The sequence below is a fragment of the Arthrobacter terrae genome (assembly GCF_015708085.1).
Classification (GTDB): Bacteria; Actinomycetota; Actinomycetes; order Actinomycetales; family Micrococcaceae; genus Arthrobacter_M; species Arthrobacter_M terrae.
Window position 1 is genome coordinate 160,166 of sequence record NZ_JADNYM010000008.1, and the last position, 24,979, is coordinate 185,144.

Genomic DNA, 24,979 nt, shown 5'->3' on the forward strand with positions numbered 1-24,979 from the left:
ATTTATTCGTAGCAGCGCATAAACGTACGGTAGGATCGGGGTATGACGATTTCTGTAGCGGTATCCGGAGCGAGCGGTTACGCCGGGGGAGAGCTGCTGCGCCTGCTGGCCAGCCATCCGGACGTGACGATCGGCGCCATCACGGCGCACAGCAACGCCGGCACCAGGCTGGGCGAACTCCAGCCGCATCTGCACTCGCTGGCGGACCGGCTGCTGGAGGAAACCACGGTGCAGAACCTCTCCGGCCACGACGTGGTGTTCCTGGCACTCCCGCACGGAGCGTCCGCTGAAATTGCCCGCCAACTGCCGGCCGAAACGCTCGTGATCGATGCGGGGGCGGACCATCGACTGGAGGATCCGGCGGCTTGGGAAAAGTTCTACGGCACCGCGCATGCCGGCACCTGGCCCTACGGGCTTCCGGAACTGCCCGGACGCCGGGAAAGGCTGCGCGGCGCGCGCCGCATCGCCGTCCCTGGGTGCTACCCGACGTCCGCCTTGCTGGCACTGGCCCCGGGGTTTGCCGCCGGCGCTTTGCTGCCCGACGACGTCGTGATCGTGTCCGCATCCGGAACCTCGGGTGCCGGTAAGGCTGCGAAGGTGAATCTCCTCGGCTCCGAGGTGATGGCCTCGATGAGCCCCTACGGTGTGGGCGGCGGTCACCGGCACACGCCGGAGATTGAACAGGGCCTCTCCGCCGCGGCGGGAACAGCGGTCACGGTGTCCTTCACGCCGACGCTTGCGCCGATGAGCCGCGGCATCCTCGCCACGGCGACCGCTAAGGTGGCACCCGAACTGCTCAAGGAACTGGTCAACACCGACGCGGCGACGATCGGCACGGAGGCCGGAGAGGCCTCCATCGCGGCGCAACTGCGCCGGATTTGGCTGGATGCCTACGAGGACGAACCGTTCGTTCATGTCCTGCCGGAGGGCCAATGGCCCGCCACGAAATCGGTGCAGGGGTCCAATCATGTGGCGATCCAGATTGCCTTTGATGCCCATGCCGGCCGGGTCATTGTGTGCTGCGCCATCGATAATCTGACCAAGGGCACCGCCGGCGGCGCAGTGCAGTCCATGAATATTGCGCTCGGCCTTGACGAGACGAGCGGCCTGAGTTTCCAAGGAGTAGCACCATGAGCGTAACCACAGCGAAGGGATTCCGGGCTGCCGGCGTCACCGCCGGGTTGAAGGCCTCCGGCACATCCGATCTTGCCCTGGTTCTCAATGACGGTCCGTTAAAGCATGCGGCGGCGGTTTTCACCTCCAACCGGGTCGCTGCGGCTCCCGTGTATTGGTCCCGACAGGTTCTCAACGACGGCCGGGTGGACGCGGTCCTGCTCAACTCCGGCGGCGCCAATGCCTGCACCGGACCGGAGGGGTTCCAAAACACGCACGCTTCGGCGGAGAAGGTGGCCGGATTGTTGGGCCTGTCCGCCACGGACGTTGCGGTCTGCTCCACCGGCCTGATCGGCGAGCAACTGCCGATGGAAAAGCTGCTGCCCGGCATCGAGGCCGCTGCTGCGGCCCTGACGGACGACGGCGGTCCGGCGGCGGCTGCGGCGATCATGACAACGGACACGGTTGCTAAGGAAGCGGTATTTGCCGGTGCCGGATATTCAATCGGCGGCATGGCCAAGGGTGCCGGCATGCTGGCCCCCGGGCTGGCGACGATGCTCGTGGTGATCAGCACCGACGCCGTCGTCGAACCGGAAGGATTGGATACGGCGCTGCGCGACGCGGTCCGGGTCAGTTTCAACCGCGCCGATTCGGACGGGTGTATGTCCACCAACGATACGGTGCTCCTGCTGGCCTCCGGAGCCTCCGGAAGCTATCCGGACTTGGCCGAATTCACCGCGGGGCTGGCCGCGCTGTGCCAGGAGCTGGCGCGGGCATTGATTGGCGACGCCGAAGGCGCCAGCCATGACATTGCCATCACTGCGGTAAATGCTGCCAGCGAGCACGATGCCGAGTTGGCGGCCCGGGCGGTGGCGCGCTCCAATCTGTTCAAGACCGCAATCTTTGGCAATGACGCGAACTGGGGACGGGTGCTCTCCGCCGTTGGCACTACCGAGGCGATCTTCGAGTCCGATCAGTTGAATGTGACCATTAACGGAGTCCAGGTCTGCCGCAATGGGATGATCGGGGATTCGCGGGATCTGGTCGATCTGACGCCTCGGCAGGTGAACGTGGAGATCGATCTACGGGCCGGGGATGCGAGAGCCACTATTTTGACCAACGATCTGACGCATGAGTATGTGGAAGAAAACAGCGCCTACTCGTCCTAGGGGAGATTCGTCCTGAGGAACACCACAACCAGTCTAGGAACCGCATGAATTCCGTAGCAGCAGCGCAGGACAAGGCAGCCACCCTGATCGAAGCGCTGCCCTGGATTCAGCGTTTCGCCGGGACCGTCGTCGTCGTTAAATACGGCGGAAACGCGATGATCAATGACGAGCTGCGCCGGGCCTTCGCCGAGGATATCGTCTTTCTGCACCACGTCGGGATCAAGCCGGTGGTGGTGCACGGCGGCGGTCCGCAGATCAATGCCATGTTGAACCGGTTGGGCATCGAATCGGAGTTCAAGGGTGGTTTGCGCATCACCACACCGGAGGCCATGGACGTCGTCCGGATGGTGCTGACCGGGCAGGTGGGCCGCGAACTGGTGGGACTGATTAACGCCCATGGGCCATATGCAGTGGGATTGTCCGGCGAGGACGGGGCACTGCTGCAGGCCGAGCGGACCGGGACCATGATTGACGGCGAACTGGTGGATCTGGGCCAAGTGGGCGAGGTGGTCGGGGTGAATCCCGGTTCCATCCTTGATCTGCTCGACGCAGGCCGGATTCCGGTGATTTCCACCGTTGCCCCGGAACTCTCAAATGCTCAATCGGTGCTGAACGTCAACGCTGACACGGCCGCGGCGGCACTGGCCGTGGCGCTGCAGGCTTCCCGTCTGGTCATTCTGACCGACGTGGAGGGCCTATACGGAAACTGGCCGGACAAATCATCGCTGATCTCCGCGATTGGCGCCACCGAGTTGCGCAATCTGCTGCCCGGCCTGGAATCCGGGATGATTCCTAAAATGGGTGCCTGTCTGAAAGCGGTCGACGGCGGCGTGCCGCGTGCGGCCGTAGTCGATGGCAGGAGCGCCCACTCGATGCTGCTGGAGCTCATCACGACCGCCGGCAACGGCACCCAGGTTTTTCCGGATGAAGAGGAACAGTCATGACCGACGACGTCAGTAAGCCGCAGCCCGACGCACTGGTCCAGCTCCTGGCGGCCAGTTCCGCCCTAGAGCCGGTTCAGACCACGGGGCCGGTTCAGACCACGGGGCCGGTTCAGACCACGGGGCCGGTTCAGCCGGAAGGGGCGTCGACCAACGCAGCCGCCAACCCGACCGCCGGGAACGCGTGGCTGGGCCGGTATTCACATTCTCTGATGGGCGTCTTTGGCACGCCGCAGCGGGTGTTGGTGCGTGGCAACGGGGCGCTCGTGTGGGACGCTGACGGCAAGGAGTATCTGGACCTGCTAGGCGGCATTGCCGTCAACGCGCTCGGTCATGCCCACCCGTTCGTGACGTCGGTGGTGGCGAGTCAGCTAGCCACGCTGGGGCACGTCTCCAATTTTTTTACCAGTCCCACGCAGATCGCCCTGGCGGAAAGATTGCTTGCACTGTGCGCGGCACCAAAGGGCTCCAAGGTCTTCTTCGCCAACTCGGGCGCGGAAGCCAACGAAGCCGCCTTTAAGTTGGCACGCGCCCACGGCAAGAAGCACAGCCCGGAAGGTGGCCCCGCACGGAACACGATCATTGCGTTGGAAGGGGCGTTTCACGGCAGGACCATGGGAGCCCTGGCCATGACGGCCAAGCAGGCCTACCGTGAACCCTTTGAACCGATGCCGCCCGGAGTGCTGCACATTGCCTTCAATGACATCGCCGCGCTGCAAAGCGCCGTCGATGAAACCGTCGCCGCCGTTATCCTCGAACCCATCCAGGGCGAGGCGGGCGTTCGCCCGTTATCCGCGGAATATCTGCAGGCTGCCCGGGACATCACCCGACGAGCGGGAGCGTTGCTGATCCTTGACGAGGTTCAGACGGGCATCGGCCGGACCGGCGAATGGTTCGCGGGTATCCCGAAAACCGGTGCCAATGCCGGTCCTAACGCCAGTGACGCCAGTGACAGCCGGGCGGCCATCGGGTCGGTCGACGTGCCGGACGCTGTGACCCTGGCGAAGGGCTTGGGTGGGGGATTCCCCATTGGCGCACTGGTTACGTTTGGGGCGGGCCCGTCGGAGTTGCTCTCCGCCGGCCAGCACGGCACCACCTTCGGCGGCAACCCGGTCGCCACGGCCGCCGCGCTGGCGACGCTGCACGTGATCGAGTCAACCGACGTGCTGGAAAACGTCCGCCGCGTCGGCGCTGTTTTGAGGCAAGGGCTGGCCGCCACCAAGGGCGTGATGGAGGTCCGGGCGTTCGGGTTGCTGATTGGCTTCGATCTTGACCATCCTATTGCGGCCGAGGTAGTCCGGATGGCCCTGGATGCCGGTTTCATTATCAATTCCCCGGGTCCCTCGACCATCCGCCTCGCCCCGCCGCTCATTCTGACCGAAGCCCAGGCCAACCAGTTTCTGGCGGCATTGCCCGGAATACTCGCCCAGGCAGCCCAGGCAGCCCAGGCAGCCCAGGGAGCCACCAGCACCAAGGGAGAATCATCATGACCCGCCACTTTCTTCTCGATACGGATCTCTCACCGGCGGAGCAAGCCGAGGTCCTGGCCCTGGCCTCCGAGCTGAAAAAGGAACCCTATTCCCGCAGCACCTTTGCCGGCTCGGGAGCCGGGCGCCAGACCGTCGCCGTGATTTTCGATAAGACGTCCACCCGCACCCGGGTCTCCTTCGCCACCGGGATTGCCGACTTGGGCGGCGCACCACTGATCTTTGGTGCGGGGGATTCCCAGCTGGGGCATAAGGAGTCCATCGCCGATACCGCGAAGGTGCTCGAGCGGATGGTGGCCGGGATCGTCTGGCGTACCTACGCGCAGGCCGGTCTGGAGGAAATGGCCGCGAATTCCTCGGTTCCGGTGATCAACGCGCTCTCCGATGACTACCACCCCTGCCAGCTGCTGGCCGATCTCCTTACGATTCAGGAGCACAAGGGCACCCTCGCGGGGTTGACCATGACGTATCTGGGTGACGCGGCGAACAACATGGCTAATTCGTACCTTTTGGCCGGCGTCACCGCAGGAATGCACGTGCGCGTTGCCGGCCCGGAGGGTTACCTGCCGGACGCCGCCGTGATCGCCGCCGCCAACACCCGGGCAGCGGAAACCGGCGGTTCGGTCCTGATCACCACGGATGCGGCGGCGGCCTGCGCCGGGGCCGACGTGCTCGCCACCGATACCTGGGTATCAATGGGGCAGGAAGACGAGAAGGCTGCGCGGCTGGAGCTGTTCAAGGACTACGCGCTCGACGACGACGCCCTCAAGCAGGCGGCGCCGGACGCCATCGTCCTGCATTGCCTGCCGGCATATCGCGGCTACGAAATTTCCGCCAGTGCCATTGACGGGCCGCAGTCGGTGGTCTGGGACGAGGCGGAGAACCGGCTGCACGCGCAGAAGGCGTTGCTGGTCTGGCTGGTGGAACAGTCGGCGAAAGAAGCAGCCCCGGTTGCTCAAGCACCGGCAGCAGCGCAAGCAGCAGCGCCGGGAGCGGAGACGTCCGTACCGGCGGTGCGGGCACCGGTGCAATGACAGCGGCGGCTGCGGTTCCTGGCGGGGGGATGCCTGCGACGAAAACGGCACGACAGGGGCGTCTGGTGGCCCTGTTGACCAGTCGGCCGGTGCGCTCGCAGGCAGAGCTTGCGGTGCTGCTGGCCGATGACGGTTTGGTTGTTGGACAGGCAACCCTGTCGCGGGACCTGGTGGAGCTCGGCGCCGTCCGGGTCCGCGGTGCGGGCGGAACCCTGGTGTACGCGCTGCCGCAGGAAGGCGGCGACCGTAGCCCGCAATCGGCCCTTTCGCAGGAATTGCTCGATGCCCGCCTGACCCGGTTGTGCGCCGAGCTGCTGGTCACGGCGGAAGCTTCGGCGAATATTGTGGTGCTGCGGACGCCTCCGGGGGCTGCGAATTTTCTGGCCCTGGCCATTGACCACTCGGTCATGCCCACCGTGCTGGGCAGTATCGCCGGGGACGATACGGTCATGCTGATCACCCGTGACCCGCAGGGCGGAGCCGACGTTGCCGGGCGTTTCCTGCAGTTTGCGGCCGAACCGGCGGCGGGCTGGTAATGCAACGGCGCCGGAACCCCTAACGTAAGTCAAGATCAATGAACCCTAATTCAAGGAGTATGAAGTGACTGATCGCATTGTTTTGGCCTATTCAGGTGGCCTGGATACTTCCGTTGCCATCGGCTGGATCGGGGAAGCCACCGGCGCCGAGGTAATCGCCGTCGCCGTCGACGTCGGACAAGGCGGCGAGTCGCTGGAAACCATCCGCCAGCGTGCCCTGGGCTGCGGCGCCGTCGAGGCGTATGTTGCCGATGCGCGCGAGGAATTTGCCGATGAGTACTGCGTCCCCACCTTGAAGGCCAATGGTCTCTATCAGGGCCATTACCCACTGGTTTCCGCCATTTCCCGGCCCGTCATCGTCAAGCACCTGGTCAAGGCGGCCCGCGAATTCGGCGCCACTACCGTCGCACACGGCTGCACGGGCAAGGGCAATGACCAGGTCCGCTTCGAGGTCGGGATCCAGACCCTCGGGCCGGATTTGAAGTGCATCGCACCGGTCCGCGACCTGGCACTGACCCGGGACAAGGCCATCGCTTTTGCCGAGGAAAAAGGTCTGCCGATCGAGACAACGGCCAAGAACCCCTACTCGATCGACCAGAACGTCTGGGGACGCGCCGTGGAGACGGGCTACCTGGAAGACATCTGGAACGGCCCCACCAAGGATATCTACGACTACACCGCCACGCCGGAATTCCCGCCGGCGGCTGACGAGGTCATCATTTCCTTCGAACGCGGGGTGCCCGTGGCGGTCGACGGCGTCAAGCTCTCAGCACTGGCGGTCATCCAGGAACTGAACCGCCGCGCCGGTGCGCAGGGCGTGGGCCGGATCGACGTCGTCGAAGACCGGCTGGTGGGCATTAAGAGCCGCGAAATCTACGAGGCTCCCGGTGCCATGGCGCTGATCACCGCGCACAAGCACCTGGAAGACATCACCATTGAGCGCGAGCAGGCCCGGTTCAAGGCCACGGTGGGCCAGCGCTGGAGCGAGCTGGTCTACGACGGCCAGTGGTTCTCCCCGCTAAAGCGTTCACTGGACACCTTCATCGAGGACACCCAGCAATACGTCACCGGCGACATTCGGATGACCCTGCACGGCGGCGCGGCCGTGGTGACCGGACGCCGCTCCGGGACTTCCCTGTACGATTTCAACCTCGCAACCTACGACACCGGAGACACCTTCGATCAGTCCCAGGCCAAGGGCTTCATTGAGCTCTGGGGAATGTCCTCCAAGGTCGCCTCGTCCCGTGACCAGCGCGTGGCCGGGCAGTAGCGGTGGTTGATTTGAACCCGTCGGCCGGACAGAGCGGTGGCGGCGGGAGCTCGGGAACGAACACCGGCGCGCTCTGGGGAGCCCGGTTTGCCGGCGCTCCGGCGGACGCGCTCGCCGCGCTGAGCAAGTCCACGCATTTTGACTGGCGGCTGGCGCTGTATGACATTGCCGGCTCCAAAGCGCACGCCCGCGTGCTGCACCAGGCCGGACTGCTCGATGACGGCGAGCTGGCCGGGATGCTGGACGCCCTGTCCCAGCTGGCTGCCGACGTTGAATCCGGTGCCTATACCGCTGCGCAGACCGACGAGGATGTGCACGGCTCGCTGGAGCGGGGGCTGATTGAACGCGCCGGAGCGCAGCTGGGCGGCAAACTCCGGGCGGGCCGCTCGCGCAATGACCAGATTGCCACGCTGGGGCGCATGTACCTGCGCGACCATGCCCGCATCGTCGCCGCAGGCGTTCTGTCCGTCATCGACGCGCTGGTGGGCCAGGCGAAGGCGCATCACGGCGTGGCCATGCCCGGCCGCACACATTTGCAGCACGCCCAGCCGGTGCTGCTCAGCCACCACCTGCTGGCCCATGCCTGGGCGCTATTGCGCGATGTGCAGCGGCTGCAGGACTGGGACAGGCGCGCAGCCGTGTCACCGTATGGCTCCGGCGCGCTGGCGGGCTCTTCACTGGGCCTGGACCCCAACGCGGTTGCCACTGATTTGGGATTTGACTCGGCGACCTGGAATTCGATCGACGGCACTGCCTCCCGCGACGTTTTCGCCGAGTTCGCCTGGATCGCCGCCATGATCGGCGTGGATCTGTCCCGGATCAGTGAGGAAGTCATTCTCTGGGCCACCAAGGAATTCTCCTTCGTCACCCTCGATGACTCTTACTCCACCGGCTCGTCGATCATGCCGCAGAAGAAGAACCCGGATGTCGCAGAGCTGGCCCGAGGCAAGGCCGGGCGCCTGATCGGGGACCTGACAGGACTGCTGGCGACGCTGAAGGGTCTGCCGTTGGCCTACAACCGGGACCTGCAGGAAGACAAGGAACCGGTCTTTGACGCCGCGGACACCCTGGAACTGCTGCTCCCGGCCGTCTCCGGCATGATTGCCACCTTGGTCTTCAACACCGGGCGGATGCAGGCCTTGGCGCCGCAGGGCTTTGCGCTGGCCACGGACATTGCCGAATGGCTGGTCCGGCAGGGCGTCCCGTTCCGCGACGCCCACGAGCTTTCGGGCGCAGCCGTGAAAATAGCGGAGACCCGCGGCGTGGAGCTGTGGGACCTGACCGATGAGGAGTATGCCGGAATTTCCGCCCATCTCACCCCGGAGGTCCGCAGCGTGCTGAGCACGGAAGGCTCGTTGAACAGCCGCAGTGCCCAAGGTGGCACCGCGCCGTCCGCCGTACTCGAACAGCTGGCCGCCCTGCAACGGCAGCTGGGTGAGGTCCGTGCCTTCGTGGCCTGACCGTCGTCGTGCTGAGTATGAAGCCGGCCTGAATCTGAAGCCGACCTGAGTATGGAAATGCCCGCATCCGCCCTTGTGGATGCGGGCATTTTTGTGCGGCAGAGTCGCGGTGGCGCTGCCAGTGGTGGGAATATGTTGCCATGAGCGAATCATTTCGGCGCAGACTGCGGGCGCTTCCCGATTTTCCCGATTCAATGCCGGATTTTGATCCGGAAAAGGCCCCGGCGGACCCTGCGGTACTTTTCCGCGTATGGCTGGAGGACGCAGTCGTGGCCGGCGTTCCGCAGCCGCACGCCTGCAGTCTGGCTACGGCGGACGCCGGCGGCAACCTGTCCTCCCGTATGCTGATCCTGAAGAACCTGGACGGCGACGGCTGGCACTTTGCCACTGCCCGCACCTCCCGTAAGGGCCGGGAACTTGCAGCAAATCCCCGGGCGGCGATGAACTTCTACTGGCCGCAGCTGGGGCGGCAGATCCGGTTGACGGGCACCGTCGTAGAACTGTCGGCTCAGGCTTCCGCTGCGGACTGGGCGGACAGACCCGCGGCCGACGGCGGGACGAATCCGCAGTGGCAGCTCTATGCGCTCCGGCCGTCGGAGCTTGAGTTCTGGCAGGCCCGGGCCGATCGCCGGCACATCCGGCACCGCTACGTCCTTTGAACGAGGTCATCCCGATTGGGGGGATAGGCTGGGGCGATGACCGAGTCTTCACCCGCAGCATTTAAGGCGACGCAGCCTTCCGCAACGCAGCTACTGGCCAACCTGGACAGCGCAGCAGGCGTCGTGCTGCACAAGGCCGCCACCCTTTCCGACGACGATCTTCGCAGCGCGTCCGCGCTCCCCAGCTGGACCCGAGGCCACGTAGTGGCGCATCTGTGCGGGGTTGCGAACGCTTTGGCGCGGCAGTGTGAATACGCGGTGCGGGGCGAAAAGATCGACTTTTACGACGGCGGCTATGAGGGACGGACGCAGGCCATCGAGGTTGCTGCGGGCCACGGTGCGGCGGAGCACCTGCGTGACTTGACGGGCGCTCTGGACCGCGTATTGACAGATATGCGCGGCCTGGCTGACGACGGCTGGCAGCTGCCGATATCATACCGGGACGGCGTCATCTATGACGGCGGCCTGGCGCTGTGGCGGGAACTGGTGATCCATCTGTCCGATCTTGAGTTGGGACGTGGGCCGGAAACGTGGCCCGCCGACTTCTGCCGCCACCTCTTTGACTTCCTCCAGGCACGCGTGCCGGCCGGCTTGCTGCTGAAATTTCAGCCGCTCGGTCTGCCGTCCTTCACGCTGGGGAACGGCGGTGCGGGCGCCAGGACCGTCTATGTGAGCGGAATACTGACGGACATGGCCGCATGGATCGCCGGCCGTACGCCAAGCCTGGACAGCCTGCGCGCTGAAGCCGCGGCAGACGCCGTCGACCTTCCCGAGCTGCTTCCCTGGCCCGCCGCCGTCGCCCCCAAGTAACGCGCAGGGTGAAACTAAGCTCTCCGGAGCAGTAGCAGGGCGGAACTACGCCGGTGTCGCTATGTTACGCCCTTTCCGCCGGGATAAGTTCGAGCCGGAAGCGGTCCGCCAGGTAGTTTGCGCCTGGCCTGGCTGATCTGTTTGAGCAGGATTCTCAGCCCTGTAATGACCTGTAGCGTTGCGGCCGGACGGACCCAGCGGAACCGCGGCATGTCTTTCATCGCGCCACCGGCAAAACTTGCCGTCGTGACCGCCGCAGCGCTCGCCCCCCAAGCTGCGAACGTCGCCGTACGCAGCCACCAGTTGGACTCGTGCCGGAGGGTGAACCAGGTCCACAGCGCAGTATCGGCCAGAAAGTCTGCTTGCCGCCCGAACCGGGTTTCGGTACCGGTCGCGCGGGAAAATCGCCCATCGAGCCAGTCAGTGGCCAGTGCCACGATCGGAACCGCGTTTCCCAACCGATTCTCCAGCGCTGGAAGGTTCGCACGAATCAGCGTGAGGGAATTGGCGACCCCGAGTGTGCCCCGGTCCTCCAGCATGCCCAAGTGACTGGCTGTGAGAAACCAGCTCGCTGCCACCCATGTGCGGTGACGTGGATCTGCAAGGGCGGCCAGTCCGGCATGCAGTGCGGTCGATTCCAGCAGGGCCCGACGATGATGGAGTGCTTGCCGAACGGAGCGCTTGGTTGCCCGGATAAGAAATTGCGACCACGCGGCCGGCGTGTAGTGACGGGCGCGAAGCGCGGACAGGAGCTCGTTGGTTGAGGCGCGGCTATCCGGTTCATCCAGGACGCTGTCACTGACAGTCCCTGCCGTGATCCCTCCTGGGAATACGTTCAAGCCGTCTCCTTCCGAAGCTGTACTGTCCGTGGCACCGCGATGTTCAGCGGGCACTGCGGGCCCAATAGGCGTGCATAATGGCTCATTTTTCCGGCCTTCTCCCTTTACGGTACGGTGATGACGGCGATGGTTCAGCAATATCGCTCACACATGCCGCTCACACAGAGGTATGGCGCAGATCCGGTGGCGGCGTGTCCTGGTGCGTGCTCGGGTGACACCGGCAGTGCCAGGCTTTCGAAAAATACCGCGTTGATCATCGAGGAGGTGTATTCCATAGCTGAGTTTATTGTGCCGGCTGAGCTTGGGATCGGGCCCAGCGGTGAGGCTGTTGCCGTGGAATGTGCACAAGCCAGCCCCCGCTCGCGGAAATATTTCAACCTCGGCAAGGACGCTCTGGGGCGCTTTGAGTAAACCAGCCAAGGCGAAAGGGATCCGGGCGGTTATTCGGTTCGGGATCCTTTTGATTCTCGTGACTGCCGCCGCCGTGGCGGTGCTGGTCTTTCCGCTCCCGCCGGTCGAGGAGATCCGCAGCTATTTCAGCGCAACACTCTGGTGGGGGCCAGCGGTTTTCATCATGGCCTATGCCGCGCTGACGCTGGCTCCGGTACCCAAGAACGTCCTCTCAGTTGCGGCGGGACTGGTTTTTGGACTCGGCGGCGGCGTCGCCGTAGTCTATGCCGGCGCGATGCTCGGTTCCGTGGCCGCCTTCTGGCTGGGCCGCTGGCTGGGACGGGAGGCGGTGGAGAGATTTACCCGGACACGGGTGGAGAAGGTCGATCGGCTACTGCGGCGGCGCGGGCTGACGGCGATGATCGGTGTTCGGCTGGTCCCCGTGTTGCCGTTTACGGCCATCAACTACGCAGCCGGGCTGACCTCCCTGGGCTGGTGGCACTACGTCCTTGGGACCGCGATCGGCATCCTTCCCGGCACGGTGAGTTTTGTGGCTCTGGGGGCGTTTGGCCTCAAGCCGGGATGGCAGCTCGACCTCGCGCTCGGCGCCCTCGGAGTGCTGACTTTGGCCGGGCTGATGGTTGCCGCTGTGCGGCACCGGAAGGGGAAGGCAGCCGATGTTTGATGCCAGGCTGCGCCGGGCCATGGAGCCCGCCTTGGGACGGGCCGCCGCCCGGCTGGACCGGCCGTGGATCACTCCCGATAGGCTAACGGCCTTAAACCTGGTTCTTGGCCTGGCCAGTGCGGCCCTGGCCGCCGGACAGTGGTGGCTGCCTGCCTTGGCCGCGTGGCTGTTGTGCCGGATCGCTGACGGCCTCGACGGTCCGCTGGCCCGGCTGCGGAACCGCCGAACCGGGACCGCGGACACCGGCAGGGGCGGATTCTGGGACATCTGCGCCGACTTCGTCGTCTACGGCGCAACGGTGGTGGGCATGGCAATCGGCGCGGGCGCCGCGTTCGATGCGCCGTGGCTGCCGTTCCTGCTGGTCCTTTTTGCCTATTACATCAACGGCACGGCATTCCTTGCGTTTTCCTCCATTGCCGAAAAAGCCGGCCGCCAACTCCGGGACGGCCGGTCGCTGTCGTTCCTGCCCGGCCTGACCGAGGGCGCGGAGACCGTCGCCGTGCACAGCCTGTGGCTCATCGTCCCCGGTGCTGCGTGGCAAATTGCCGCTGTCTGGGCGCTGCTGGTCACAGCCAGTGCCGTCCAGCGGATCATCGCCGGTTACCGCTCCCTGCGGTGAAGGGCAGCGCTGTCCAGCCACCGGCGCCGCCCCCAGACCAAGGCCGCAGTGGCCCGCTCTATCAGGGGGGAAGCCAAGCGCTCCCTGGCATCGGCGACAGCGGCATTCCACACGCCGTCGCCGTAAGTCGGGTAGGGGTGCGTTGTTCCGGCAATGTCCGAGGTCGTCATCCCCTTCTGCACGGCCAAGGTCAGCTCGGCCAGGGATTCCCCGGCCCTGGGACCCACAATCGTGCCGCCGAGAATTTTCCCCCGCCGGTCAACGACCAGCCGGGTGAATCCGTCCGTGTTGTCCGCGGTCACGGCCCGGTCGACGTGGGTGTGCTGGACGGTCCGGACGCGGTGCGCCGAACCGCCGTCGGGCATGGAAAGCCCGACGGCGGCTACCTCCGGGGACGTGTAAGTTACCCGCGGCACGGTGGTGCTGACTCGTCGTTTGAGCCCAAGGACGGCGTTCGAGGCGGCTACGGATCCATGGACGCCGGCCAGGTGGGTGAATTGCGGGTTGGCAGTCACATCCCCCGCGGCCCAGATGAGCGGGTTGCTGGTCCGCATCCGTGCATCGGTGACGATGTGGCCGCCCGCATCCAGATCCACCCCGATCCGTTCCAGGCCAAGGCAAGTGGTCCGGGGGACGCGTCCGATGGCCAGCAGGACCGTGTCGGTGTCAATGGCCGTGCCGTTCCCGAAACGGATTCGGGTTCCTGTGCCCGTGCCCGTGCTGGCAGCGTTCTCAATGCTGGCGTGCTCCAGGACGCGGACGCCATCGGATTCGAGTACTTTTCTGACCAGATTGGTTGCGTCGGGGTCTTCCTTGGGAAGGATGCGGGAGCGGACCACCATGGTCACCTGTGATCCCAGGCGGGCAAAGGCCTGCCCGAGTTCACACGCGACCGGTCCGCCTCCAACGATTGCCAGCCGGGCCGGGAGGGCCTCCAGTTCCCAAACCGTCTCCGAAGTCACCACAAAGGCCGGATCCAATCCCGCGATGTCGACGGTTGCAGGCGCGCCGCCGGCGGCTACCAGCGCCTGCCGAAAGCGGATCTGCCCGCCGTTGACCTCGGCCACACCGGGCGCAAGGAATGTCAGGCTGCCATTGACGACTCCCACCCCGGCGGCTTCGAGCGCCGCCGGGGAATCAACGGGTTCAATGGTGCCGATCGCGGCGTGGATGCGTTCCCGCACGGCTGCGAAGTCCGGCCGATGCCCGGTCAGTTCCCGCATGGTGATGGCATGGTCGGCGGCGGAGAGGAGCGTCTTGGACGGGACGCACCCGGTCCACAGGCAATCACCTCCTGTGCGGGCCTGCTCGACCAGCACGGTTCGAGCCCCAAACCCGGCCGCCGTCTTGGCGCCCACGATTCCTGCCGTGCCGCCACCGACAACGAGCAAGTCAACGGGTTGTTGCTTGTCTGTCATGATGGACTCCTCTTGAGTGAGCTTGACTGCCGAACCCTGCGCCCGACGGTGCGGTCCGCTGCGACCGTGCCGCTGCCACAGCCGGTGCCGCAGAACGAACCAGAATGAACCAGAACGAACCGGAACGAACCGGAAGGAGCCCACCTTGGGCGATAAATACACACGGTTTGCCCCGTTGTACGACCTGCTGTCGGGAGAATACCCTATCTATCATGCCGGACGGGTGCTTGGCGTCACTGCTCTTGGACCCCGTCAGGACCAGCAGGTACTGGACATCGGGTGCGGAACGGGGCTCAATTTCGCTCTGCTGCAGGAGCGTATCGGTACCGGTGGCACCATCGTCGGCATTGACCGCAGTGCCCAAATGCTCCGCCAAGCCCGCCGCCGGGCCATAGCCCGGCGCTGGGACAATGTCATCCTGGTTCAGGCGGATATGGTGCTTGAAGAGCCTGCTGCCCTTTCTGGGCGCATCGCGGCTGCAGGGGGAACTGAACTCTCGGACGCCGCACTGGCAACCTACTCGCTGTCGCTGATGGGTGATTGGAAAAGGGCCTGGGAAACCACGACGTCACTGCTGGGCACGGACGGCCGGATCGGCGTCGTAGACATGCAGGATCCCCAGGGTTGGGCGCGGTGGCTGGCTCCGCTTGCGAGGCTGGCCTGCGCGCTGGGAGGATCCGACATCCACGCCGCACCCTGGCGGGCCGTCGAAGAAGAGTGCGCCGACGTCATCCGGACCTCCGCGCGGGCCGGGCACCTCCAGATCCGGGCCGGAAAGACGGTGCCGGGCCGGACGATGTGACGCGAAACGATGCGGACCCGTGGACATGCCGCTTTTGGCCCTCACTCTGGTGGGCCACCCGGCGGCTGGGACTATTCTGGAGTTGGTGGCCGTACAGGTCCGGCCAGGATCCACAGAGTGATATAGAGGACCACCATGAAGATCACAGCCCTCCTCCGAAGCCTGGAAATGGCGACCAGGCCGATTCAGCCCGAAAGCAGGAATGCCCTGGAGCGGCGCTGGGCGCAACTGCCGGAGCACGCCAAAACCCCCGGCCAGCTGCTGGGCCGGGCCGCCGTCGGGTGCGAAGGCACGCACGGAGTCTTCCCCAAATGCAACCTCATCTGCTCACCCTGCTACCACTCAGCGGACGCGAACAAGGTCAGGATTGATGGCGACCACACCGTCAAAGGCGTCACCGAACAGATGCAGTACCTCCGCAGCGTGCGCGGCCCCCGTGCCCATGCGCAGCTGATCGGCGGGGAAGTCAGCCTGCTCCACGCCGGGGACCACGCCGCGGCGCTGTTGGCCATGCGTGCCAACGGCCGGGAACCGATGTCCATGACCCACGGCGACTTCGACTACCAATACCTGCTCGACGTTGTACTGGGCCCGGACGGCAGGCCACGCTTTGACAGGGTCTCCTTCGCCGCCCACTTCGATTCATTGATGCGCGGACGCCGCGGCGCCGTGCGCCCCCACAACGAAGCCGAGCTCAACCCATTCCGGGCCCGGTTCGCCGAAATGTTCACCACCCTTAAACACGATCACGGCATCCGTTCCTACATCGCCCACAATATGACCGTCACACCCGCCAACCTCGACCAGGTCACCGACGTGACCCGTGCCGTGCTGGAGATGCCCTATGACATGCTCTCCTTCCAGCCAGCGGCCTACTTGGGCGATGACCGCAGGTGGTCCGGAGGATTCGAGGCCGTCTCCATCGACGCAGTGTGGTCCCGGATCGAGGCCGGGGCCGGACACGCCATCCCGTGGCAAGGCACCCAGTTCGGAGACCCGCGCTGCAACAGGACCGCCGTCACCGTCACCGCCGGGACCGGCAGCGCTGCCCTGCTGGACCCGCAGGACCCCCGCGACCTTGCGGCCCGGGACAGAGTCCTGGCGCACTTCGGCGGCATGATTTTCGGCGGTATTCCCGCCTGGATTGTGGCCACGAAAATCCTGCGGGCGCTCCTGTCCCACCCGGGCGATGTGCCCCACCTTCTCGCCTTCGCCCAGCGCCTGGCGCGCCGGGTGGGCGGCCTACGGACCGTGGCCGCTGCGGCCTGGAAGCGCCGGCTGTCCTTCAGGACGTTTGTGGTGCACAACTTCATGGATGCCGCCGACGTTGCCCCGGCCTGGGCACTGATGGAGCAGGGCGTGGCGAGCGAGGATCCGAAAATCAGGGAAACGCAGGAACGCCTCGGCGCCTGCATGTACACGATGAGCCACCCGGAGACCGGGGCGCTGGTGCCCGCCTGTGTCCAGCATTCTGTCCTGGATGCCGGGGAAAATGCCGGACTGCGCAAAATGCTCCCCATCAGAGCACTCACGCACCCTCCGGCGGCAGACGCGGATGCGCACCGCCCGGTTTCGGCCACCGGCCCGATGACATTGCCGTAATGACCCTACCGCGGGCAATTTGGCGCTGCCCTGATCCACTGCGCCACCGCAGTCACCGCAGTCACCGCAGTCACCGCAGTCACCGCAGTCACCGGATCAGAGCTTTGCCTCCCGTGCCAGCAGGCTTTCCTTCACCGTAAGACCCCAACGAAAACCACCCAGCGTCCCGTCCGTGCGGACCACCCGGTGGCAGGGCACGAACAGCGCCGCAGCATTGAAGGCACAGGCACTGGCCGCGGCCCGGATCGCCGCCGGATTACCCGCCAGCAGCGCATATTCGGTGTAGCTCACGGGCTTCCCGGGCGAAACCGTACGCAGGACATCCCACGCGTGAGCGCGGAACGGCCCCGATTTCTGCCGGACCGGCACCTGCATGATGTAGCAGGTTTGCCCGTCGTAGTATGCGGTGACGGCATCGGAGATGGCGCCAAGGGACGCTACTGCGGTGTAGCCGGTGGGACGCAGTGTCGGGTGAATCTGGCCGGTCAAGTCGGACAGCTCCGCGGTCCAGCCGGCCGACAGCACGGAGCCATCGGCGGCAATGATCGTGAAGGGTCCGTCCGGTGTGCTCATAGTCAGGGTTTCGGCGATCATTGTGATGTCCTCTCAGCGCGTGTGTTTGCAGAAGTTGTTGCAGGAGCTGATGTAATGGGTCCTTTGGCTGCGGTACGCCAGAGGTGCATTGTGGCATAGGAACGCCAGGGGCTAAAGCGCGCGGCATAGCCGGTCAGCGCCGGCGCACCGATCTTCGCCGCCGGGCCCGTACCGACCGTGCTTTCCGGTCCTCCCGTCCCGACCGTGCTTTCGCATAACCTGGCGAAGCCGTTGCGGACGGCGGCGTCATTGGCCAGAAAGATGTCCGGCGCCCCGAGCACCCGCATGGCAACGTAGCCAACCGTCCACGGACCAATCCCGGGCAGCGGCAAAAGCTTGGCGCTCAGCGAGGTCAGGTCATCTTCAACTCCAATGCTCAACCCGCCGCTGGCCAGCATTCCGGCGACAGCGCAGACTGATTCGATCCGTTTGCGGGGCCCGCGTAGAATCCCGGGACCGTGTTCGGCAATCAGCTCCGGCGTGGGGAAATGCCGCACTAACGTCTCCGACGGCGTCCGGCCGGGAAGTCCGACGACGGCCAGCTGGTTGAGCGCGGTGCGTGCGGCTGCAACGGTAATCTGCTGGCCGATCATGGCCCGGATCAGAATTTCGCCGGCATCCAGTGCGCCGGGCAAGCGAATACCGGGCACCACCGCGACGCGGCGGCCCATGCCGGGGTCCGCGCCCAACACAGCATCTATCCCGGCAGGGTCAGCATCGAGGTCGAAGAGCCGGCGCACGCGGCTGAGCAGGGCCGGCAGGTCACGCAGATCCTCCAACCGTGCGGCGAGCTCCAGCGCAGTCCCCGTCCAGCGCAGCTCAAACCAACCGTGCCCGCAGGGCAGGGCCAAGGCCCGGGCATAGTGACTTGCGTCCCCCTCCTCGACGCCCAGCACTGAACGCGCGGCCAGGAACGCGAAGATCCCCGGGTCGAACGGTTCCCTGAACGGCAACGTCAGGGACAGTTCGACCGGTGCGCCCGGCACTGATCCTCGAGCTGCACAGCCACCCGATGGAACGCGCGGATACCGTTGCTGCCCCCGTGTCCGCAGCGCCGTTGGAGTCATCGAAAATACCTCCGCAATCGTTTCATTAAACTGGCGGACGCTGTTGAAGCCCGCAGCGAAGGCAATATCGGCGGACTTAATGTCCGTAGCCGTCAGCAGCGTGCGGGCGGTCTGGGCGCGGCCGGCCCGGGCCAGCGCCAGCGGTCCCGCGCCCAGCTCGGCGGTCATGATCCTGTTCAGCTGTCGGCTGGAGTAGCCCAGGCGAGCGGATAGTTCCGGCACGCCCCCGCGGTCCATGACGCCGTCGGCAATTAAGCGCATGGCGCGTGCGGCCACGTCGGAGTGGACGTTCCAGTCCGGACTGCCGGGGACTGCCTCGGGCAAACAGCGTCTGCAGGCGCGATACCCGGCCTCGTGGGCTGCAGCCGAGGTTCGGAAGAAGGAAACATTGGCCGGCTTAGGCGTCCTGGCGGGGCAGGAGGGGCGACAATAGATGCCGGTGGTGCGCACCGCAGTGAAGAACTGACCGTCGAAGCGGGCGTCCCGGGATTCGATCACCCGGTACTGCTGCGAAAAGTCCATGACTCCATGTTCGCAGGGATCGACAGGCTCTGCTCGCGGAAATCGGACATGACGGTAAAGCCGGTTACCGTGGCCTCCGCGACTCGTCCCGCCGAACGGGGGACTGCTACGGTTTTGCCATGACTGCCGAATCCAATCTGCTGGAACTGCTCCAGCAGCCCTCCGTCGTTGTTGCACCCCGGCTGCTCGGTGCTGTCGTCCGGCATCGAACAGCCGAGGGCACAGTCGGCGTCCGACTGACAGAGCTGGAGGCGTACATGGGGCCAGCGGACTCTCCGGCCCCGGATCCGGGTTCGCACAGCTACCGCGGCCAGACGCCGAGGAACACATCCATGTTCGGACCGGCCGGGCACTTCTACGTCTATTTCACCTACGGCATGCACTATTGCGCCAATCTGGTGTGCTCACCGGCCGGTACGTCCTCCGGCTGCCTGATGCGGGCCGGGGAAGTTGTGGAGGGGCACGAGCTGGCACGGAGCCGACGGACGGCTGCGCGTAAGGACAGGGAGCTGGCGCAGGGCCCGGCAAGGCTGGCCTCGGCATTGGCGATGGATCTGAGCCACAATGGCCACTGGGCTCTTGGCGGCGATTTCATTATCGAATTAGGGCAGGCAGTGGAGCCGGACGATATTCTTACCGGGCCCCGGGTCGGGTTGAGCGGGCCCGGCGGATCGGCCGATTACCCGTGGCGGTTCTGGATTGCGGCCGATCCAACCGTTTCCCGGTACAAGCCCGCTGTAGTGCGAAAACGGCCTGCTGTTCCATAACCGCCGGGCGGGTGCACTTAACGCACACGCGGCAGCTGCACCGACAGCTGCACCGGCACCGGTGGCGAAAGGGTCCGCCCCGTTCTTGAGGCCGGAATCGGCGAAACGTCACTAAGTGCCGCTATAACGGGCCGATGACGGCTGTGACGGCACTTAGCGACCTTTCGCCGCCGTCCGGGGTTTTCCACAGGACGGCGCGCCGGGGGAGAAGGCGCGATCGCGGACGCTCTATGCCGGCTTCCTTCAGCGATGCGGGTACCGTGGAGAAGTGACTTCTGCCGCCTCTGCCGTACCCGCCCCGCGCACGAAACCTCGCCGCGAAGGGGTTGAATCCATCATCTCGCGGCTGACCAAGACTGTGCCGGATTATCCGCAGCCGGGGATTTCCTTCAAGGACCTGACACCGGTTTTTGCGGACGGACCTGCCCTCCATGCGCTGGTTCAGGCGCTGGTGGAGCCATTTGCGGGCCAGTTCGATGCCGTGGCCGGCGTTGAAGCGCGCGGCTTCCTGCTGGCGGCTGCAGCGGCTTATGCCACGGGAACGGGCGTCATTACGGTCCGCAAGGCGGGAAAGCTGCCACGGGAGGTTTACCGGGAGGAATATGTACTGGAGTACGGCCGGGCCGCGCTGGAGCTGCACAAGGGCGATGTTCCGGCAGGTAGCCGCGTGCTGATTCTTGACGACGTACTGGCCACCGGAGGAACACTTTCCGCTGCCGCCAAGCTGTTTGAACGTGCCGGCGTGCATGTGGCGGGTTTCGGCGTCGTGCTTGAGCTTGGGGAACTACGTGGCCGGGCGGCGCTGGCGGGCCACCGGGTGCGTTCGCTGATGCGGCTTTAGCCGCTCCGCCGTCCGGTTCGACGCCGTGTGTCTCGAGTGCGAAGCCGCGCCGTCCGACGCGCAGGCTCGCGTATGATGCGGGTTTGAGACAGGTGCCCTATGAGAAACGGGAAATACCGGTAGAATGGACGGTCCGCCTTTTGCGAAAGGGATCGCCGCAATGCTTGATGCTGAACTCGCCCATGAGCGGGAGTACGTAGCGGGGCTTTACACCCGTTTGGATGAACTTCGTGAGGAGAAACTGCGACAGCTGGAGCAGGTCCGGCGAAGCACAGCGATGGGGACCCATCAGATGAGGTCCGAGCGCGATGCCTTCGCGGCACTGTATGAGAACCGCCTGGCACAGCTGAATGCGGTGGATGACAAACTCGCATTTGGCCGGCTGGATTTGGATTCCGGGGAGACCCGGTACATCGGCCGAATCGGTTTGTCCACCGAGGATCTGCAGCAGTTAATGGTGGACTGGCGTGCGCCGGAGGCCGGGACCTTCTACCAAGCCACGGCCTTCGAGCGCCAAGGTGTGCGCCGGCGCAGGCATTTGATCCTGAGCGGGCGTGATGTGAAGGCCATCGAAGATGACGTGCTGGATTCGCAGATGCTTGTGGAGGGGACCTCGCTGCAGGGTGAGGGCGCATTACTGGCGGCGCTTAACTCCAAGCGGACCGGGCGGATGTCGGACATCGTTGGCACCATCCAGGCCGAGCAGGACAGAATCATCCGCGCCCCGCTCTCGGGCGCGCTCGTGGTGCAGGGCGGACCGGGAACGGGCAAGACAGCTGTCGCGCTGCACCGGGCGGCGTACCTGCTGTACACGCACCGGGACCGGCTGAAGTCTGCCGGCGTCTTACTGGTGGGACCGTCGTCGTCATTTATGAAGTACATTGAGCGCGTGCTGCCGTCTTTGGGCGAGACCGGTGTGGTGATGGCCAGCGTCGGGCGGTTGATGCCCGGGATTGTCGGCGCGGCCGGCGAAGATCCCGAGGTCGCCGAGATCAAGGGACGGCTGCTGATGGCGGACGTGATCCGCAATGCCGTAGCGAACCGGCAGCGGATTCCGGCGCAGGATACCAAGCTCGACGTCGAAGGTACTACGCTGCTCCTGACTCAGCGGCAGGTCCGGCGCGCCCGGGACAAGGCCCGCGCCACCGGGAAGCCGCACAATGAAGCGCGTCTGACGTTCGTGCGGATTCTGCTGCGCGAGCTGACCGAGCAGCTGACGGAGCATATCGAATCGGCGGGGTTCGGCAATACGGCGGACCGCGCGTATCTGGCGGAGGACGTCCGCCAGGCACGGGAGGTGCGCATTGCGCTGAACCTGGCGTGGATGCCGATGACGGCGCAAAAGCTGGTCGCTGAAATGTTCAGCAAACCGGCCATCCTGGACGCTTCGGCGCCGATGCTCAGCGCCGGCGAGCGGGAGTTGCTGCGCCGCGGGACGGATTCGGCCTGGACGGAGGCGGACGTTCCGCTGCTGGACGAGGCGGCCGAGCTGCTCGGTGAGCAGGATGCGACCGGAGGGCGGAATCAGGCTGAACATGAGGCGCAAAGACGCCGGGACATCGCCAACGCCGAGCGGGCGATAGACAATATGACCCAAGCCATGGCGGATTCCGGCGTGGACGGAATTCTCACCGCGGAGGACCTGGCGGACCATAATGCCGTGCAGGAAAATCGGCTCACGCCTGCCGACCGGGCTTTGACGGACCGGACGTGGGCGTTTGGCCACATCGTGGTGGATGAGGCGCAGGAGCTCTCGGCCATGCAGTGGCGGCTGCTGGTGCGCCGTTGCCCGGTCAAATCCTTCACCATTGTCGGTGATATTGCGCAGACGAGCTCGTCCTCGGGAGCCGGATCCTGGCAGCAGGCGCTGGCGCCGTTCGTGGGGGAGCGCTGGCAGCTGGAGGAGCTAACGGTGAATTACCGGACGCCGTCGCAGATTGCCGAAGCGGCGGTGCGGATGGCGAACGCCGCCGGTCAGCGGGTATCCGCGCCCAAAGCCGTGCGCGAGGGGCTGTGGGATCCGGTGATCGACCGCGTCACGGCGGACGCGCTGCTGTCGAAGCTTGTCGAAGTCGTACCGGCGGAAATGGCCGCGATCGACGGCGGCCTGCTGGCCGTGATTACCCCGCGCAGCCAGGTCCGGGCTGCGGCCGACGCGCTGCGCTCGGTTTACGGTCGGCGGATCGGGCATGGCGCAGGCTCGATTGAGCAGGACATCGTGGTGATGGACCCGCATGAGGCGAAAGGGCTGGAGTTCGACGGCGTCATTATCGTCGAGCCGTCGGCTCTCCTTTCGGGCAACGCCGGGAGAGTGGGAGACCTGTACGTCTCGATGACCAGGCCTACGCAGCGGCTGCGGCTGATTACCTCAACGGCGCTTCCGGCGGGGATCGAGGGCTGAGCGCCGCCACGGTGCGGAACGAAAGCGGGCCAACCGCCGTCGGGCTGGTAATTTTGAACTGTGTCAGAACCAACAGCTATCGCAGCCCAGCGCAATGATCCGACTTTTGCCAACATTTGGCAGGAACTCAAATGGCGCGGCCTGATCCAGGTCTCCACCGATGAGGGAGAGCTGGAGAAACTCCTCTCCGGCGCCCCGGTGACGTATTACTGCGGCTTCGACCCGACTGCACCAAGCCTGCACCTGGGCAATCTGGTGCAGCTGCTGACTATGCGGCGTTTGCAGTTAGCAGGTCACAAGCCGCTCGGCCTTGTCGGCGGGTCCACCGGACTGGTGGGGGATCCGCGGCCCACGGCGGAACGGACCATGAACACTAAGGAAACGGTGGCCCAGTGGGTTGATTCGCTGCGGGCGCAGATCCAGCGGTTCCTGAGTTTCGAGGGAGAGAACGCCGCACGGCTGGTCAACAATCTGGACTGGACCGCGCCGATGAGCGCCATCGATTTTCTCCGGGACATCGGCAAGTATTACCGCGTGGGCACCATGATCAAAAAGGATATTGTCGCCTCGCGGCTGAACTCCGAGGACGGGATCAGCTACGCGGAATTCAGCTATCAGGTGCTGCAGGGGCTGGATTTCCTGGAGCTTTTCCGCAGTTACGGGTGCGTGCTCCAACAGGGCGGCTCGGATCAGTGGGGCAACCTGACCAGCGGTACGGATCTGATCCGCAAGGTGGAGGGTAGAAGTGCGCATGCCATCGGCACACCGCTGATCACCAATTCGGACGGAACCAAGTTCGGCAAGAGCGAGGGCAATGCGATCTGGCTGGATGGAGGAATGTGCAGCCCGTACGAGATGTACCAGTTCTGGCTCAATACCTCGGATGCAGATGTTGTAGAACGGCTGAAGGTGTTTACCTTCCTGAGCCGGGCGGACATTGAAGAATTCGCTGCGGCCGTTGCGCAGCGGCCCCATCTGCGGGAGGCGCAGCGCAAGCTGGCCTACGACGTTACCTCCCTGGTGCACGGAGCCGATGCCGCGGATAAGGTTATTGCTGCCTCCGCAGCACTCTTCGGGCAGGGGGATTTGGCGGGGCTGGACATGGCCACGCTCATTGCGGCGACTAAAGAGCTCCCCCGGGGGACGGTGGAAAGCGATGGCCTGGGCATTATTAATTTGCTGGTGCTGTCCGGACTGTCCGCGAGCAACTCAGCTGCCAGACGGACAGTGGCCGAAGGCGGTGCCTATGTCAATAACACGAAGATCACCGATCCGGATGCCGTGATCCCCAGCGAGGACCTCCTGCACGGCAGATACCTGCTGATGCGCCGCGGGAAGCGGACGCTGGCCGTGGTGGAAGTCCGCGTCGACTAGCGCCGGGGTTGGACGCCGGCCTCAGCCTGGGGACCGGCACAAGCGATGGATTTGCACCTTCCGCGCCGCGCGTGTAGTGTCTTCTAAGTCGCCCGCTGAGGAGCGGAGGTAGTCGTTTGAAAGATGACGGACTACTTCGCTGGAGCGGGGACAAAAAACTCCTACTAAATGCGGCTGCGGGTTCGTGCGTGCTTTTTGAGCAACGCAGAATGAACAGCAAATTTAGCGCGGAAAAATGTCAAATCCGGAAAAACCGCGGATTTGACAAAAGAAAAAGAATTGAAATATGGTTTAGATGTTGCAGCAAGGAAATGCAGTCCGAATAATGAATCGATTTTATATTGGTTTAGGATTGAGAAGTACTTGAATGCGTCTGTTGTTTGAGAACTCAATAGTGTGCCAAGTTTTGTCGATACCGATTTTTTTATTGGTTGAGATTGTTGTTGTTTGCCGCGTTTGTGGTGGGTAACAATTTTTTTGGCTGGTTTCGAATTTAGTGCTGCTGTCATGACCCTTTTTCCGGGTGTGGTGGTGGTGTCTGTGATTTACATCAACGGAGAGTTTGATCCTGGCTCAGGA

The 24,979-nt window shown here is 64.9% G+C and carries 24 protein-coding genes; 19 read left to right on the top strand and 5 right to left on the bottom strand.

The annotated features are described in order from the left end of the window. Positions 1-42: 42 nt before the first annotated feature. The 10 genes from argC (at position 43) to IV500_RS08230 (ending at position 10,479) form a co-directional block, all read left to right on the top strand. Positions 43-1,134: an N-acetyl-gamma-glutamyl-phosphate reductase gene (gene argC, locus IV500_RS08185; protein ID WP_196396301.1), complete on the top strand. Its 1,092-nt coding sequence runs from the start codon at positions 43-45 to the stop codon at positions 1,132-1,134. Beyond that, on the top strand, positions 1,131-2,282 hold the full coding sequence (argJ, locus tag IV500_RS08190) for a bifunctional glutamate N-acetyltransferase/amino-acid acetyltransferase ArgJ (RefSeq protein WP_196396302.1): 1,152 nt from the start codon (positions 1,131-1,133) through the stop codon (positions 2,280-2,282). The genes argC and argJ overlap by 4 nt, the downstream gene beginning before the upstream one ends. Before the next feature lie 44 nt (positions 2,283-2,326). Beyond that, entirely contained in the window at positions 2,327-3,226 is a 900-nt protein-coding gene (argB, locus tag IV500_RS08195) for an acetylglutamate kinase (protein ID WP_196396303.1), read from the top strand. Beyond that, positions 3,223-4,713: an acetylornithine transaminase gene (locus IV500_RS08200; protein WP_196396304.1), complete on the top strand. Its 1,491-nt coding sequence runs from the start codon at positions 3,223-3,225 to the stop codon at positions 4,711-4,713. Before argB ends, IV500_RS08200 begins: the two co-directional genes overlap by 4 nt. Next, positions 4,710-5,744 carry an ornithine carbamoyltransferase gene (argF, locus tag IV500_RS08205; protein ID WP_196396305.1) on the top strand — a complete coding sequence of 345 codons (1,035 nt, stop codon included), beginning with the start codon at positions 4,710-4,712 and terminating at the stop codon, positions 5,742-5,744. The genes IV500_RS08200 and argF overlap by 4 nt, the downstream gene beginning before the upstream one ends. After that, entirely contained in the window at positions 5,741-6,280 is a 540-nt protein-coding gene (locus IV500_RS08210; RefSeq protein WP_196396306.1) for an arginine repressor, read from the top strand. Before argF ends, IV500_RS08210 begins: the two co-directional genes overlap by 4 nt. A gap of 64 nt (positions 6,281-6,344) precedes the next feature. Then, positions 6,345-7,550, top strand: coding sequence for an argininosuccinate synthase (locus tag IV500_RS08215; protein ID WP_196396307.1), 1,206 nt, complete (start codon positions 6,345-6,347; stop codon positions 7,548-7,550). Between the two features lie 2 nt (positions 7,551-7,552). Continuing rightward, entirely contained in the window at positions 7,553-9,010 is a 1,458-nt protein-coding gene (argH, locus tag IV500_RS08220) for an argininosuccinate lyase (protein ID WP_312875867.1), read from the top strand. A 140-nt stretch (positions 9,011-9,150) separates the two neighbouring features. Continuing rightward, positions 9,151-9,669 carry a pyridoxine/pyridoxamine 5'-phosphate oxidase gene (locus tag IV500_RS08225; RefSeq protein WP_196396308.1) on the top strand — a complete coding sequence of 173 codons (519 nt, stop codon included), beginning with the start codon at positions 9,151-9,153 and terminating at the stop codon, positions 9,667-9,669. Positions 9,670-9,705: 36 nt separating this feature from the next. Further along, positions 9,706-10,479, top strand: a complete 774-nt coding sequence (locus IV500_RS08230) for a maleylpyruvate isomerase family mycothiol-dependent enzyme (RefSeq protein WP_196396309.1) — start codon at positions 9,706-9,708, stop codon at positions 10,477-10,479. A gap of 59 nt (positions 10,480-10,538) precedes the next feature. On the opposite strand, the gene IV500_RS21410 is transcribed toward IV500_RS08230, so the two are convergent. Further along, positions 10,539-11,318, bottom strand: a complete 780-nt coding sequence (locus IV500_RS21410) for a CDP-alcohol phosphatidyltransferase family protein (RefSeq protein ID WP_230854662.1) — start codon at positions 11,316-11,318, stop codon at positions 10,539-10,541. Positions 11,319-11,435: 117 nt separating this feature from the next. Between IV500_RS21410 and IV500_RS21415 the strand changes: the two genes are divergently transcribed. Genes IV500_RS21415 through IV500_RS08250 form a run of 3 tightly spaced genes read left to right on the top strand, consistent with a single transcriptional unit; the run spans position 11,436 to position 13,012 of the window. Beyond that, entirely contained in the window at positions 11,436-11,729 is a 294-nt protein-coding gene (locus tag IV500_RS21415; RefSeq protein ID WP_230854663.1) for a hypothetical protein, read from the top strand. Continuing rightward, complete coding sequence (locus tag IV500_RS08245; RefSeq protein WP_196396311.1) at positions 11,722-12,393, top strand: TVP38/TMEM64 family protein; 672 nt, start codon at positions 11,722-11,724, stop codon at positions 12,391-12,393. Before IV500_RS21415 ends, IV500_RS08245 begins: the two co-directional genes overlap by 8 nt. Then, positions 12,386-13,012 carry a CDP-alcohol phosphatidyltransferase family protein gene (locus IV500_RS08250; protein WP_196396312.1) on the top strand — a complete coding sequence of 209 codons (627 nt, stop codon included), beginning with the start codon at positions 12,386-12,388 and terminating at the stop codon, positions 13,010-13,012. The genes IV500_RS08245 and IV500_RS08250 overlap by 8 nt, the downstream gene beginning before the upstream one ends. On the opposite strand, the gene IV500_RS08255 is transcribed toward IV500_RS08250, so the two are convergent. Beyond that, positions 12,994-14,430: a dihydrolipoyl dehydrogenase family protein gene (locus IV500_RS08255; RefSeq protein WP_196396313.1), complete on the bottom strand. Its 1,437-nt coding sequence runs from the start codon at positions 14,428-14,430 to the stop codon at positions 12,994-12,996. The genes IV500_RS08250 and IV500_RS08255 overlap by 19 nt on opposite strands. Positions 14,431-14,575: 145 nt before the next feature. Here IV500_RS08255 and IV500_RS08260 point away from each other — a divergent pair, with 145 nt between their 5' ends. Together IV500_RS08260 and IV500_RS08265 are read left to right on the top strand one after the other, a co-directional pair. Further along, positions 14,576-15,232 carry a class I SAM-dependent methyltransferase gene (locus tag IV500_RS08260; protein ID WP_196396314.1) on the top strand — a complete coding sequence of 219 codons (657 nt, stop codon included), beginning with the start codon at positions 14,576-14,578 and terminating at the stop codon, positions 15,230-15,232. A gap of 135 nt (positions 15,233-15,367) precedes the next feature. Then, on the top strand, positions 15,368-16,834 hold the full coding sequence (locus IV500_RS08265; RefSeq protein ID WP_196396315.1) for a radical SAM domain-containing protein: 1,467 nt from the start codon (positions 15,368-15,370) through the stop codon (positions 16,832-16,834). A gap of 96 nt (positions 16,835-16,930) precedes the next feature. On the opposite strand, the gene IV500_RS08270 is transcribed toward IV500_RS08265, so the two are convergent. Together IV500_RS08270 and IV500_RS08275 are read right to left on the bottom strand one after the other, a co-directional pair. Next, the gene (locus IV500_RS08270) at positions 16,931-17,428 is read right to left on the bottom strand and encodes a methylated-DNA--[protein]-cysteine S-methyltransferase (RefSeq protein ID WP_196396316.1); all 498 of its coding nucleotides are present in this window, start codon (positions 17,426-17,428) and stop codon (positions 16,931-16,933) included. Continuing rightward, the gene (locus IV500_RS08275; protein WP_196396317.1) at positions 17,425-19,017 is read right to left on the bottom strand and encodes an AlkA N-terminal domain-containing protein; all 1,593 of its coding nucleotides are present in this window, start codon (positions 19,015-19,017) and stop codon (positions 17,425-17,427) included. Before IV500_RS08275 ends, IV500_RS08270 begins: the two co-directional genes overlap by 4 nt. A gap of 119 nt (positions 19,018-19,136) precedes the next feature. Between IV500_RS08275 and IV500_RS08280 the strand changes: the two genes are divergently transcribed. The 4 genes from IV500_RS08280 (at position 19,137) to tyrS (ending at position 24,400) form a co-directional block, all read left to right on the top strand. Further along, entirely contained in the window at positions 19,137-19,784 is a 648-nt protein-coding gene (locus IV500_RS08280) for a DNA-3-methyladenine glycosylase (protein WP_196396318.1), read from the top strand. 334 nt (positions 19,785-20,118) lie between these two features. Then, positions 20,119-20,625 carry an adenine phosphoribosyltransferase gene (locus tag IV500_RS08285; protein WP_196396345.1) on the top strand — a complete coding sequence of 169 codons (507 nt, stop codon included), beginning with the start codon at positions 20,119-20,121 and terminating at the stop codon, positions 20,623-20,625. Between the two features lie 160 nt (positions 20,626-20,785). After that, a complete protein-coding gene (locus tag IV500_RS08290) occupies positions 20,786-23,026 on the top strand; it encodes a HelD family protein (RefSeq protein WP_196396319.1) in 2,241 nt (746 codons plus the stop codon). A gap of 60 nt (positions 23,027-23,086) precedes the next feature. Beyond that, positions 23,087-24,400, top strand: coding sequence for a tyrosine--tRNA ligase (gene tyrS / locus IV500_RS08295; protein WP_196396320.1), 1,314 nt, complete (start codon positions 23,087-23,089; stop codon positions 24,398-24,400). Positions 24,401-24,564: 164 nt separating this feature from the next. On the opposite strand, the gene IV500_RS08300 is transcribed toward tyrS, so the two are convergent. Further along, positions 24,565-24,909 carry a hypothetical protein gene (locus IV500_RS08300; RefSeq protein ID WP_196396321.1) on the bottom strand — a complete coding sequence of 115 codons (345 nt, stop codon included), beginning with the start codon at positions 24,907-24,909 and terminating at the stop codon, positions 24,565-24,567. Between the last annotated feature and the right edge of the window lie 70 nt (positions 24,910-24,979).